The following is an 11,819-nucleotide window of genomic DNA, read 5'->3' on the forward strand; positions in this document are numbered from 1 at the left end:
TAAAGGAGGGAGTAGAATGTCCTTTGCTTCTGAAATAAAAAAAGAGCTAACTGCTACAGAGATTGAGGATTGTTGTTCTTATGCAGAGCTAGCGGCACTTATTCGGATGAACGGTACCGTGTCCTTGTCCAATTTTAGGTACACATTAGATGTACAAACAGAAAATGCCGCAATTGCTAGACGTATCTATACATTAATTAAAGCAAGCTTCTCACCGATACCGGTGGAGCTTTTAGTACGTAAGAAGATGAAGCTTAAGAAGAATAATGTGTACATTGTTCGTCTTAAGGAAGACGTCCATGAAATGCTTACAGAATTAGGCATTATGAAGGATTCTTATACATTTGTACGAGACATATCGCCCCAATACTTAGAAAAAGATTGCTGCAAGAGAGCCTATTTACGAGGGGCATTTCTAGCAGGGGGATCGATTAATAATCCAGAGACCTCTTCTTACCATCTAGAAATTTCCAACACGAGCGAAGAACATAATGATGCGTTATGTGAACTACTAAATTCCTTTGGCTTACGTGCAAGGGTGTTGGAGCGTAAAAAGGGATTTATTGTTTATATGAAGGAAGCGGAAAAGATTACCGAGTTCTTAAGTATTATTGGAGCAAACAATGCCCTATTTAAGTTTGAGGATGTACGTATTGTAAGAGATATGCGTAACTCCGTAAATAGACTAGTGAACTGTGAAACGGCTAATTTAAATAAAACGATTGGTGCTGCTTTCCGGCAAATTGAGAATATTAAATTGATCGAGAGAACGGTAGGACTTGAAGCATTACCTGAAAAGCTACGCGAGGTTGCGTTGTTACGAGTTCAACATGAGGACGTATCGTTAAAAGAATTAGGGGAATTAGTTTCTAGTGGTAAAATTTCAAAGTCAGGTATTAATCACCGACTTAAGAAAATAGATGAATTTGCAGAAAAAATCAAACAAGGCGAAATTTTGTCTTAACTTAATTGTCATTTTGGATATTCATGATATAATAAAATATCATGAATATTTTTTTAATTATACATCGTGTTGTTTGCGCTTACTTTGGGGGAGGATGAGGATATATGGTGGAGAGAGTTGTTACAGTTGAGCTTGAATCGGGGTTACAGGCTAGACCTGCTGCACAATTTGTGCAAGAAGCAAATCGCTATTCCGCGCAATTATTTTTGGAAAAAGAGGGCAAACGAGTAAATGCAAAGAGTATCATGGGGCTAATGAGTTTAGCGATTACAACTGGTGAATCGATTAAATTAATAGCAGATGGATCAGATGAGGAAGTAGCATTGGATCATTTGGTATCTTTTGTTAGCAAGAAATAAATTCCTTTACGTAGTTAAGTATGTGAAATAGATAACATTATAGACAGCAAAAAAGAGAGGGTGAATCCATTAGGACTGCCCTCTCTTATTACTATACTATTCTGGTTTACGCTCTAACACTTTATCAATTAAACCATATTCAACAGCACCTGCAGCTGTCATGAAGTTATCACGCTCTGTATCACGGTTAATTACTTCAATTGGCTGACCAGTACGTTCAGATAGAATTTTGTTTAAGTTTTCTCTCATTTGAATGATGCGTTTTGCATGAATTTCAATGTCAGTAGCTTGACCTTGTGTACCACCTAGTGGTTGGTGAATCATTACTTCACTATTAGGTAAAGCATATCGCTTACCTTTTGCACCAGCTGCTAATAGGAAAGCACCCATAGATGCAGCCATTCCAGTACAAATAGTAGATACATCAGATTTAATAAATTGCATGGTATCATAGATTGCCATACCAGCAGTGATGGATCCACCTGGTGAGTTAATGTATAGGGAAATATCTTTTCCAGGATCTTCAGCTTCTAAGAATAATAATTGAGCAACGATAGAGTTTGCTACATTATCATCAATTGCACTTCCTAACATAATGATTCTGTCTTTTAATAAACGGGAATAAATATCATATGCGCGTTCACCACGATTTGTTTGTTCAATAACTGTAGGTATTAAGTTCATTGGAATTCCTCCTTTAATCTTTTCCTATGGATATATCCAATCTTTGGATAATTTTATCATATAACAATGGTCAATTAAGGTCAAACAAAAACGTTCGACTAATATTTCATCTTGTTTATATTGTCAAAAGCACATTTTCCATCATGCCCGTCAGATGAACGAATTAAACCATTTTCAACTAAAAATACTTGTTAATTAAGTCTACAGACGTTATAATAGCCTATGTGTTCGTTTTTTGATTAACTAAATCCTTATGCGCCCATAGCTCAGCTGGATAGAGCACTGGTTTCCGGTACCAGGTTTGCCGGGGGTTCGAATCCCTCTGGGCGCGTCTTTAAAGTCAATAGTGGCAAGGGTGTGAGAGTTTCTTATCCCTTGCCACTTTTATGTCTTTCTAACAGTTTTCTAACTTTTGGATTCTGAAATATTTTTTTTGCTATTTTTTGTTCATTGAAATGACATTTTCCGGAACCGATTCTTTTTTATGATACAGTGATTTTTGAATACTTGTTGTAGCAATTTCTTGTATGCCTGGAATAACATGAGAATATATGTCTAAGGTTGTTTGTATTGATCTATGACCTAATCGTTCCTGTACTACTTTTGCATGCACTCCGCTTCTCAATAAAAGGGTAGCATGAGTATGCCTTAAACCATAGAAACTAATTTTCTTCAAGCCACTTTTTTCAATGGTTCGATTATATATAGTCCTTAAATAAGTTGGACGTATAACCCTGCATGTTGATGTACAGTATACTAAATTAGTATCCTCATAATCTGGACCACATTTTAATTTGCTTCTATCTTGTTGCTTCTTATGATTTTTTAATAATTCTATGGTATCTTCATCTATATCAATTGACAGCTAGTGGATGTTTTTAGTTTAGGCGATAAGTTCCTCTGACCAGTATTCAATTTCATTTCTATCTACCTTAGAGCTTCTATATCCTCCACGATACCTTCTTGTATTCCATAATTTTTTCCTTTTTTTACATCACTCATAATGTTCGTATCTTCTGGGAGCAACAGTATTTCAGGTAAATACGTTATTTTCGCCTCTCCTTGACAATATACGACAACAAAAGGCTTATCTCCTGCTATTATATCGATGTTTAATGCGTTCTTCTTTAGAATAATAGCTTACAACCTCATAATACCGCCCCCACTCTTGATAATTTATAATGATTTTTTATAGCAAGAATCACATTAGCAGCTCTTCTTGTTCTGTTGTTTCTAACGACTTTCTTTGTATAACTTCATCCTTACCCTCCTATACTTATCTCAAGCAATTCTGGGTATTTCTTCGCCTTGTAGGAATTTAGTCCTTTTCTGTCGAATGTTGTATACAGAAAGGAGTGATAAAATGGATGCTGACTACGCGAAATTGGCTGTTGAAGTTTTGAAAGCAATGTACGAACATAACTCTAAGTCTTATTCATCTGTTGGGCGTACAGATGTAGGTCCTGAGCAGCTTACCGCCGATCAGGTAGCAAATGACTTAAGAGTTATTTACCAAGAATTAACCAATTTCAACTCTTAAGCCTTTAAGATTTCTGCCATAGCCTCCACTGTGGCAGAATATCCTATCTTAATTGCATCTTCTAGTTGTTCTATTACAATTTCTTGTGCTTTCACTAGATTCTTTTCTTTTTCACGTTTTCTAAAAACATTTGTAGTTTGGACAAATAGTATAATTTAGTAGGTAATGGAGGATTAGAACTATAAAATTTAATATAGATTGAAGTTACTCAGAAAAGAGAAGAAGTTAAGCAGAGAAGATTTAGCTAATTTGCTAAGCATCTCTTATCAAACAGTGGCTGAATATGAGACAAGAGCTAGAACCCGATCTTGCCACTCTAGAAAAAATAACTAATCTATTCAGAGTCACAACAGACTGGGGGAGGAGTTTTGATGTTTTTAGGATTCGATAAGGTAGAGTGGGTACAAATTATTATTGCTTTAAGTTCATTATTGGCTGCGATAGCAGCTATGAGATCCGCACGTTCGGCAAGTAAATCTTCAGCACTAGCTGAAAAACAATTAATAGAGATGAAGGAGCAAAGAATCGATTCACAAAAGCCAGCCCTTTTTATAAAGGATGTCGATAATATAGAATCAGTTTTTGACTATCAAGGTAAAGATGAAAGTGATATGGTATTAAATATTAATCCAAGTGAAACATTTTACTCTAGAGGATCAGGAATTAAATTACCAGTTGTAAATATTGGGAATGGTCCTGCTAAGTATATAACAGCAAAAATTCAATTTGATGAAGAATACATTAATGAAATGTTCAATAATGAAAAGATTAGAAAAGAATTAAATATGGATTTAACCTTTGATGAAAAAGGAAATAAAGTAATTGAATTGGGAATTAAGGATAATTTTAAAATGTTTATTTTTGAGGATAGAGAGGATTTAGTTAGGATTCCTTTTATCGAAAGTGGAAAACAAAATTATATACGTCTACCAGATAATCATATACAGTTTTTAAATTTATGTATTATAAAGAAAGTGTTTTTTGAAATGGGTAGAATCCCTAAAATATCAATTATATTAAATTATTACGACTCAATTGATAGTAGAAAAACATATGAGGATCTGACATATTTTTCTCCTTTTAATGTATTGATTACGGCGAGTCCAATAACCTACTCGTTAATGTCAGATATGTATATAAAATAATAGTTCTACCAGCCAGCTGGAGGACACTGAATGATAGCTAAAGCTATTGTTTGGTGTCTTTATTATTTTAAAATAATAAAGCTGTAGGGGGGGATATGAATAGCAAACAACTGGAAATTTGGGCAGATAAATTAATTATGGAGTATGAACAGAGTAACCAAGAGTTATATAATCTGAAAAACAATTTAGGAGACTCATTGCTTGATTAGCTAGAAAAACACAGATAAATAGCATGATAGGATCGGTACAATAAATAATTGATTAGATTTCTTCCAATAGGGAACCAGGCAGCAGATTGCGTGGGATTGATAAGAGAGCTGCTTATCAGGGAATGGTGATGAAAGATATGGACATGTTTCCATCATTGGACATTGTTCCAGAAGAACGTGAGCTTAGTGAAGATGAAAAGCGAGTAATTTTTAATATCCTTGCGGAAATGACTTAGAGACAAAGGCAATGTTTTTTATTGCATACAGTATACGCATTATCATTCGCGGAAATTTCCAAGTAACTAAATATTGGTTGAAGCACTGTACAAAAACATATTGAGCGTGCGAAAAATAAAATTTCTAGTCGTGTAAGCTTCTTAATTGGTAAAAGGGCTCTAATATAGAGCTCTTATTTTTATTAGTAAGTTAATAATTAAGAACGAAAGTTCTATCTAGTATAAGCAGTATAAATATTATGTAGATAATTGGAATTTATTCTCTTTTTATCGTAATTTAGATAAGGGGGGAGTATTAATATATGTTAAATGGCTTTAGTGCTTATAAATATATTTTGAGAGAAACTAGGAGATTTAAATGGATACCAATTGACATTATCGATTTAGAAAGACTAAAGAATATTGGAGATTGGTTTAAAAAAGAAGATGCAAATTATAAGAAGGTGTTATTATCTTCAATTAAGGCAGAGCATGAGAGATGGATGAATGTTACACCCATTCTTATGATTATTGTTCCATTAGTAACAATTTTTTTCACTTTTTTTATATCATTCAGTATAGGTTTAATGAATATTGGTTCTAATATATATTTTAATAAAGAATCTTTTTCAGAAGAAGTTTTAAAGGAACTAAATCTAAAAGATATTAGCGTTGATATGTTTCTAGACGAACTTATCACTACTAATACAGAAGGCTTTATTGAATTTTTGCTTACGTCAATGGCTTTATTAATTTTTATAATATCTGTTTACTATTGGAAAATTAATAGGTTAGCTAAAGTGAAAAACATAATTGAAACTTATGCTGAAGAAACAACTTATAGCGAGAATCATGAAAAAGATAAAAAGGTTAAAATATATTTTCATTAGAGTTCAAAGTTCTATAGTGTAATGAATTTGTTTTTTAGAGGATATGAGAAGGAAAATACTTCCTTTTTGTCGAATATTGTTGGCAGAAGGGGGGGAACGAATTGGATTTAGAAAAGTATTTAGATATTGAAGCAGTAATAGAAAATGCTACTTATTCAGATCAAGTTAATTTAGATACTGTGAAACTGATGATGGAAGCAGACGTAGTTACTATAAGAGGTACATCTGTTGAGGTTAAAGAGATTGAAGTGACCAGTGAAGGCAGAGTAAGATTCCACGGAAATAGAAGAGAAGTATAATTTATAAAAGCATCCTAACGGGTGCTTTTTCTTTTGAAAATTATAAATATTGGAGGCGAGGTGTATGTAGATGACAAAGAAAAAAGGTGGGCGAAGAGGGAAATACGAAGAGTGTTAACACAAGAGGGTTTAATGGAATGGTATATGGTCTAGCAGCATTTAATTCATCGGGGGCAGACTATGCAGAGTATTTTGAATGGTTGGATGACAATCCTGATAACGAAGATAGGGTTGGATATTTTGTTACATTAGAAGGCGATAAAATTAGAAAAGCATCATCAAAAGATGAATATATTCTTGGTATTGTTTCTGCCAATCCTTCTGTAATTGGTGACAGCCATCAAGATAATTGGCATGAAAAGTATCTTACAGATGAGTGGGGAAGAGTTCAATACCATTGGATTGATGTTCCCGAGGAAAAAGATGATGATGGAAACATTATTCAAGAAGCCGGAAAAGCTTATGTTCCAAAGATTAATCTTAATTTTGATATTAATAAAGAATATATACCAAGAGAAAACAGAAAAGAATAGGATCCAGTAGGAATGCTTGGGAAAATGCTTGTTCGTGACGATGGACCCTGTGAAGTAAACGGTTATTGTAAATCAAATGATGATGGTATTGCTACATCATGTGAAAATGGTTATAGAGTGTTAAAACGATTAAATGAATCTATTATTCAAGTTTTATTTAGATAATATTAAAATACACTTTAAAAGGTTTACTTTTTATGTCTTAAATAAAGGGAAATCCTTCCTTTTGTCGAATTAAGTAGATATAAATTGGGGGGATAATATGGAAAATGAACTTTGGGATAAAGTAAAAGAAATGGGGGGGGATAGAACCCGGAAGTGAAATGGACCTTTTGTTTGATACTATTGCAGATCAAGCACCAATAGCGGGGAAAATATTGACAACTTTTAAAATTCATAGACTGCAACAAAGAATTAAACATCATGAAAAAGGCATAAATTATATCACAGAAAAGGTAAGAGCTATAGATGATCCGAACTTTAAGATTTTGATAAAGGATTTTCTTTTTCCTGATTTATTACAGCAATTACTTGATGAAGATGAAGATCAAAAGATAAGTTATTTTCTTAATGGGTTTTGCCATGTAATTGATAATGAAATTTACGACCGGTCGAAAATTTTAATTTATTATGATGCATTGATAAGTTTAAGATTCGTTGAGATTGAATACCTGCTAACTTTTACAAGTGAATATAATAAATATAGGTATCATAAAGTTAAACATAATGACTTTGAAAAGCATTTTACTGAGAAAAGAGAGTTTTGGGAGCTAAAGTCAACAATAGAAAATAAACTTGAGAGTATGAACCTTATTAGTACTGGTAGGTTAGTTTCATACACTAAGATAATGAAAAAAATGAATAAAATTTCACTTGATGTTCAGCGAGGCTTAGCCAGTCCAAGAAGTGAACCTGATGAAACTAAAATCACGGAATTCGGAAAGAGGTTTGTTTATTTCTTTAACTTAGCTGCAAAGTATGAAATTGAAAACAAAGAAGAGGCTGGGACAAAACTAGCCAGAAAGTAATAAAAAACTGGTTCTAAGCGATTGAAAATTGCTTGGAACCAGTTTTTTGAAATCATTTCCATTTCCTAAACTAGATTTACCCATTTTGGCGGTATACTTCCTCAAGTTTACCGCCATAAGCGCAAATCCTAATTCATTTATCACTTTCTCTTTTCCTCTAACAGACATTCGAGTGAAACCCAAATTAGCCTTCAGAAATCCGAAGACTGGCTCCACATCGATTTTACGTTTACCGTAAATTTCACCAGTTTTCTCGTCTGAAAGCTTCTCCCTGACGTATTCTTTTTGAGATTCCCACTTTTCATTGAGATATACTTTTCGATTGTTTCCCTCTTTCGCCTTTGTACACATGGAGCGTAAAGGGCATCCGGAACAATCTTCGCATTCATAGACTTTAAATTCGCGTTTAAATCCGTATTTGTCGGTTCGATGGGACACATGGCTGAATAATAATTTCTTTCCATTCGGACAAATGAATGCATCATCCTCTTCATTGTATTCCCAATTGTCTACATGAAAAGCATTGTTTTTGTGTTTTCTTTTCTTCTCCTTTCGATACTGATTATATGTAATAAGAGGTGTTCTATTTCTATTATTCATAATATCTTCATAGTTTTGTTCACTACCATACCCTGCGTCTGCCACGATATATTTAGGTAGTTCAAAGAAGCGTTCTTCAATCGTATTCAAAAAGGGAATCAACGTACGGGTGTCGGTTGGATTTGGAAACACATCATAAGCGAGCGCATATTGGCCTTCCGTCGCAACTTGAATATTATATCCAGCCTTCAGTTGTCCGTTTCCCATATAGTCATCTTTCATCCGCATAAATGTGGCATCATGATCTGTTTTTGAGTAACTATGGCGGTCTTCAAAAATCTCCATATCCTTTTGATAATTTTGTTTCCGCTCAATAAAATCTTCAAATTGCTTACGATATTGTTTTGGTGCTTTTCGCTCGGAACGAAGCTGTTTCCGCTCAACACCAACGTCACTCGCTTCAATTTCCTTGTCGTATGCTTCAATTTTTTCACTCAGTTTTTCCACAATTTCTTTCATTTCTTCAACCGAAAGCTCTTCGAAATCGTCCCGTTCTATTTCAGGAATGATTCGCTTCTCAATTAACTCATCGTACATTTGATTGGACTTTTCAATTAGTTTTTCACTATAATTTTCAACCGATTTTCGCCATACAAATGTGAATTTATTCGCATTGGCTTCAATCTTTGTGCCATCAATAAAAATAGCCTCTTCTTCAATTACTTCTTCCTTTACCAACTGAGATCGAAACTGTACAAAGCACTCACGTAATAACCCTTTCGCTAATGGGTGCACACGAAAGCGATTAATCGTTCTGTAACTTGGTTGATGCTCCTGAGATAACCACATCATTCGTACACTATCTTCTAATAAGGCTTCAATCTTCCTGCCCGAAAAGGCAGACTGCGTATAACCACAAAGGATAATTTTCAACATCATCCGCGAAGCATATGGCGGACGACCTGTATCTTTTCTAAGTGGTTCAAGAGCACTTTCTGGAATACTTTCTACTAAATCATTAATGGCAAAGGCAATGTCATTTTCTTTTAATCTAACTTCCAAATCCATAGGTAATACAACTTGTTTCATGTTATAATACGACATAAGGACACCTCCGAAAAAAGTTATTGGTCGTACTTTAATTTTATCAGATGGTGTCCTTTTTGTTTACTTTAATATCAGAAAATTGCGTGCAAAAAATAATAAGCATGGTCCTTACCGTTAAAACGTTGGTAAGGACCATGCTTATATTAATTTACTGGGGTTTTGTCCCAGCCTCTTCTTTTAATTACAAAATTAGGGGGAAGATGATGAGTGTTGAAATCACAGTAATAATCGCAATTTTAGGGTTGATTATCTCCTTTCAAGCCTATCAATTGAATAAAGATAAAAGACAATCCGACAAGGTAAAAGGAGTTAAACAAGAAGCGAATCAAGATGCTGAAGTTCGAACGCAACTCAATTATATCAGTAGAGGTGTTGATGACATTCGCATCGATTTAAAAGCGAATGAAAAGCAGATTGCACAGCATAGCGAACGAATAACCAGAGTTGAAGAATCAGCAAAGCAAGCTCATAAACGAATAGATGCATTAGAAGATTAGTCCTGGGAACAGGGCTATTTTTATTTTTCTTTAAAGGGGGTGACATACATGGAAATGTTATTGGATTACGTTGTAATAATCGTTTTAGCAATCTGTCTAGGAATCGGTTTTATCATCAAAAACAGCTTAGATTTTATACCTAATAAATACATTCCTTTGGTAATGGCTGTATTAGGGGTTGTGTTAAACGTTTGGATTAACCAAGGAGAATTTACACCAGAGATACTTTTAGGTGGACTAGCATCCGGATTAGCAAGTACAGGAGCATTTGAATTAGTAAAAAATATTAAGGAGCATTCCTGTAATGAAGAAATTTGAGGATTGAAACAAAAAGAGCCCTCTTGGTATCATACGAGGTGTCCAAAGCTTCGAAGCAAAAATGGACCCTTAATTTAAGTAACCAAGGAGGACTCAATAATGAATTATACACAAAATCAAAAAATCTCTCAAATCACACCTTCAACACTCATTGTAGGCATTGATATTGCCAAAGACAAACACGTAGCTCGTGCTCAAGACGACCGAGGTGTTGAATTCGGGAAACGCTTGATCTTTGAAAACAAAATGCATGGCTTTCAAAAACTAGTAAATTGGGCAGAGAACCTTCGAAAGGAAAATGACAAAAATTATGTCATTCTGGGTGTCGAGCCTACTGGCCATTACTGGTTTAGTCTAGCTTACTTTTTAGTAGCGAAAGGATACGATTTTGTTGTCGTAAATCCTATGCACGTAAAGAAAAGTAAAGAACTTGATGATAATTCCCCTACCAAAAATGATACGAAAGATGCCCGTGTGATAGGTCAGTTGATTAAAGATGGGCGATACTCTGTACCAAATCTCTTAGATGGCATTTATGCCGAATTAAGAGAAGGCGTCAAATTACGAGATCAACTTATCAACCAACTGATGATCACTGAAGGGCGTATCCAAAACCATATTCAACGCTATTTTCCGGAATTCTTTGATGTATTTGGTGATTGGGAAGGAAAAGCAGCTTACTGTACATTACGACTGTTTCCATTTCCGTCTCAAATCAAGGAATTGTCACCAGAAGATGTGGTGATGAAGTGGAAGCCCTTCGTTAAACGAGGAGTGGGAATTAAAAGAGCAACAAAGCTAGTAGAAGTCGCAAAAAAGAGTATCGGCATTCAAATTGGTATTCAGTTTGCCCGACGCGAGTTGGACTGTTTACTCGATCAATATGAACTTTATAAGCAACAGTTAGAGGAGTTAGACAAAGAGTTAGAATCACTTGTCGTGACTTTACCTGGTGCTAAACAAATGATGAATATTACAGGGCTTGGATCCACAACCGTGGCTCTATTCTTCGCTGAAGTAGGGGATATTACGAAATATAAACACCCTCAACAATTAGTCAATTTAGCAGGGCTATCTTTACGAGAACATAGTTCTGGTAAGTTTAAAGGTCAAACACGGATAACTAAGAGAGGACGAAGTCGTTTGCGAAGAGCCCTATATTTAGCTATTCGTCCGCTAGTTGCCCATAATCCAACGTTTAAAGCCCTGCATCAACACTATACAACACGGTCTGAAAAACCATTGAAAAAGCAACAGTCACTCATTGCCTTGTGTTGTAAGTTATTACGTGTATTATTTGTCATTGGCCAAAGACAATGTGAGTTTGATGGATCTAAGTTATTAAGAGGATTGTCACAAAAGGAAGCATTACAGGCTGCTTAAGCCTTTAGAAACACATCAAATACGATTATTAGTTCTCATACAAACACCAATAGTGCAGAGTTGGAGTATATATTATCCATTCGGGCATTAGACCCAGCATAGGAGCAT

At 34.7% G+C, this 11,819-nt stretch carries 16 protein-coding genes and 1 tRNA gene; 14 read left to right on the forward strand and 3 right to left on the reverse strand.

Annotation, left to right across the window (positions count from 1 at the left end):
- Window positions 1-16: 16 nt before the first annotated feature.
- Window positions 17-964, forward strand: coding sequence for a DNA-binding protein WhiA (gene whiA, locus MKY78_RS15440; protein WP_186870573.1), 948 nt, complete (start codon window positions 17-19; stop codon window positions 962-964).
- Window positions 965-1,068: 104 nt separating this feature from the next.
- On the forward strand, window positions 1,069-1,323 hold the full coding sequence (locus MKY78_RS15445) for an HPr family phosphocarrier protein (RefSeq protein WP_339213939.1): 255 nt from the start codon (window positions 1,069-1,071) through the stop codon (window positions 1,321-1,323).
- A gap of 96 nt (window positions 1,324-1,419) precedes the next feature.
- Here MKY78_RS15445 and clpP read toward each other — a convergent pair whose 3' ends face one another.
- Window positions 1,420-2,007 (reverse strand): ATP-dependent Clp endopeptidase proteolytic subunit ClpP, encoded by a 588-nt coding sequence (clpP, locus tag MKY78_RS15450; RefSeq protein ID WP_186870571.1) that lies wholly within the window; start codon window positions 2,005-2,007, stop codon window positions 1,420-1,422.
- Between the two features lie 255 nt (window positions 2,008-2,262).
- Between clpP and MKY78_RS15455 the strand changes: the two genes are divergently transcribed.
- Window positions 2,263-2,338 (forward strand) — tRNA-Arg (locus tag MKY78_RS15455).
- Window positions 2,339-2,443: 105 nt separating this feature from the next.
- Here the strand turns inward: MKY78_RS15455 and MKY78_RS15460 are convergent.
- The gene (locus MKY78_RS15460; protein ID WP_339217934.1) at window positions 2,444-2,872 is read right to left on the reverse strand and encodes a tyrosine-type recombinase/integrase; all 429 of its coding nucleotides are present in this window, start codon (window positions 2,870-2,872) and stop codon (window positions 2,444-2,446) included.
- A gap of 498 nt (window positions 2,873-3,370) precedes the next feature.
- On the opposite strand from MKY78_RS15460, the gene MKY78_RS15465 reads away from it, so the two are divergent.
- The 8 genes from MKY78_RS15465 to MKY78_RS15500 all read left to right on the forward strand — a co-directional run bounded on the left by MKY78_RS15465 (window position 3,371) and on the right by MKY78_RS15500 (window position 7,866).
- On the forward strand, window positions 3,371-3,547 hold the full coding sequence (locus tag MKY78_RS15465; RefSeq protein ID WP_339213941.1) for a hypothetical protein: 177 nt from the start codon (window positions 3,371-3,373) through the stop codon (window positions 3,545-3,547).
- A 371-nt stretch (window positions 3,548-3,918) separates the two neighbouring features.
- Window positions 3,919-4,692, forward strand: coding sequence for a hypothetical protein (locus MKY78_RS15470; protein ID WP_339213943.1), 774 nt, complete (start codon window positions 3,919-3,921; stop codon window positions 4,690-4,692).
- A 295-nt stretch (window positions 4,693-4,987) separates the two neighbouring features.
- Window positions 4,988-5,137: a hypothetical protein gene (locus tag MKY78_RS15475; RefSeq protein ID WP_339213945.1), complete on the forward strand. Its 150-nt coding sequence runs from the start codon at window positions 4,988-4,990 to the stop codon at window positions 5,135-5,137.
- A gap of 302 nt (window positions 5,138-5,439) precedes the next feature.
- A complete protein-coding gene (locus tag MKY78_RS15480; RefSeq protein WP_339213947.1) occupies window positions 5,440-6,006 on the forward strand; it encodes a hypothetical protein in 567 nt (188 codons plus the stop codon).
- A 101-nt stretch (window positions 6,007-6,107) separates the two neighbouring features.
- The gene (locus tag MKY78_RS15485; protein WP_339213949.1) at window positions 6,108-6,305 is read left to right on the forward strand and encodes a hypothetical protein; all 198 of its coding nucleotides are present in this window, start codon (window positions 6,108-6,110) and stop codon (window positions 6,303-6,305) included.
- 86 nt (window positions 6,306-6,391) lie between these two features.
- The gene (locus tag MKY78_RS15490) at window positions 6,392-6,838 is read left to right on the forward strand and encodes a peptidase G2 autoproteolytic cleavage domain-containing protein (protein WP_339213951.1); all 447 of its coding nucleotides are present in this window, start codon (window positions 6,392-6,394) and stop codon (window positions 6,836-6,838) included.
- 24 nt (window positions 6,839-6,862) lie between these two features.
- A complete protein-coding gene (locus MKY78_RS15495) occupies window positions 6,863-7,003 on the forward strand; it encodes a hypothetical protein (RefSeq protein WP_339213953.1) in 141 nt (46 codons plus the stop codon).
- 167 nt (window positions 7,004-7,170) lie between these two features.
- On the forward strand, window positions 7,171-7,866 hold the full coding sequence (locus MKY78_RS15500; protein ID WP_339213955.1) for a hypothetical protein: 696 nt from the start codon (window positions 7,171-7,173) through the stop codon (window positions 7,864-7,866).
- On the opposite strand, the gene MKY78_RS15505 is transcribed toward MKY78_RS15500, so the two are convergent.
- Window positions 7,852-9,510: an IS1182 family transposase gene (locus tag MKY78_RS15505; protein WP_339213384.1), complete on the reverse strand. Its 1,659-nt coding sequence runs from the start codon at window positions 9,508-9,510 to the stop codon at window positions 7,852-7,854. The genes MKY78_RS15500 and MKY78_RS15505 overlap by 15 nt on opposite strands.
- 206 nt (window positions 9,511-9,716) lie before the next feature.
- Between MKY78_RS15505 and MKY78_RS15510 the strand changes: the two genes are divergently transcribed.
- From MKY78_RS15510 to MKY78_RS15520, 3 genes are all read left to right on the forward strand, one after another.
- Window positions 9,717-10,010, forward strand: coding sequence for a hypothetical protein (locus MKY78_RS15510; RefSeq protein WP_339213957.1), 294 nt, complete (start codon window positions 9,717-9,719; stop codon window positions 10,008-10,010).
- 48 nt (window positions 10,011-10,058) lie between these two features.
- The gene (locus MKY78_RS15515; protein ID WP_339213959.1) at window positions 10,059-10,328 is read left to right on the forward strand and encodes a phage holin family protein; all 270 of its coding nucleotides are present in this window, start codon (window positions 10,059-10,061) and stop codon (window positions 10,326-10,328) included.
- A 99-nt stretch (window positions 10,329-10,427) separates the two neighbouring features.
- The gene (locus MKY78_RS15520) at window positions 10,428-11,711 is read left to right on the forward strand and encodes an IS110 family transposase (protein WP_186871525.1); all 1,284 of its coding nucleotides are present in this window, start codon (window positions 10,428-10,430) and stop codon (window positions 11,709-11,711) included.
- The last annotated feature ends 108 nt before the right edge of the window (window positions 11,712-11,819 follow it).

The organism is Ornithinibacillus sp. FSL M8-0202 (genome assembly GCF_037975285.1).
Taxonomy (GTDB): Bacteria; Bacillota; Bacilli; order Bacillales; family Amphibacillaceae; genus Ornithinibacillus; species Ornithinibacillus massiliensis.

Excerpts from the sequence above, each read along its gene's own strand:
- MKY78_RS15445 (WP_339213939.1), top strand. The coding sequence starts at position 1,069 with ATGGTGGAGAGAGTTGTTACAGTTGAGCTTGAATCGGGGTTACAGGCT.
- MKY78_RS15470 (WP_339213943.1), top strand. The coding sequence starts at position 3,919 with ATGTTTTTAGGATTCGATAAGGTAGAGTGGGTACAAATTATTATTGCT.
- MKY78_RS15480 (WP_339213947.1), top strand. The coding sequence starts at position 5,440 with ATGTTAAATGGCTTTAGTGCTTATAAATATATTTTGAGAGAAACTAGG.
- clpP (WP_186870571.1), bottom strand. The coding sequence starts at position 2,007 with ATGAACTTAATACCTACAGTTATTGAACAAACAAATCGTGGTGAACGC.
- whiA (WP_186870573.1), top strand. The coding sequence starts at position 17 with ATGTCCTTTGCTTCTGAAATAAAAAAAGAGCTAACTGCTACAGAGATT.
- MKY78_RS15465 (WP_339213941.1), top strand. The coding sequence starts at position 3,371 with ATGGATGCTGACTACGCGAAATTGGCTGTTGAAGTTTTGAAAGCAATG.
- MKY78_RS15495 (WP_339213953.1), top strand. The coding sequence starts at position 6,863 with ATGCTTGTTCGTGACGATGGACCCTGTGAAGTAAACGGTTATTGTAAA.
- MKY78_RS15505 (WP_339213384.1), bottom strand. The coding sequence starts at position 9,510 with ATGTCGTATTATAACATGAAACAAGTTGTATTACCTATGGATTTGGAA.
- MKY78_RS15510 (WP_339213957.1), top strand. The coding sequence starts at position 9,717 with ATGAGTGTTGAAATCACAGTAATAATCGCAATTTTAGGGTTGATTATC.
- MKY78_RS15520 (WP_186871525.1), top strand. The coding sequence starts at position 10,428 with ATGAATTATACACAAAATCAAAAAATCTCTCAAATCACACCTTCAACA.
- MKY78_RS15515 (WP_339213959.1), top strand. The coding sequence starts at position 10,059 with ATGGAAATGTTATTGGATTACGTTGTAATAATCGTTTTAGCAATCTGT.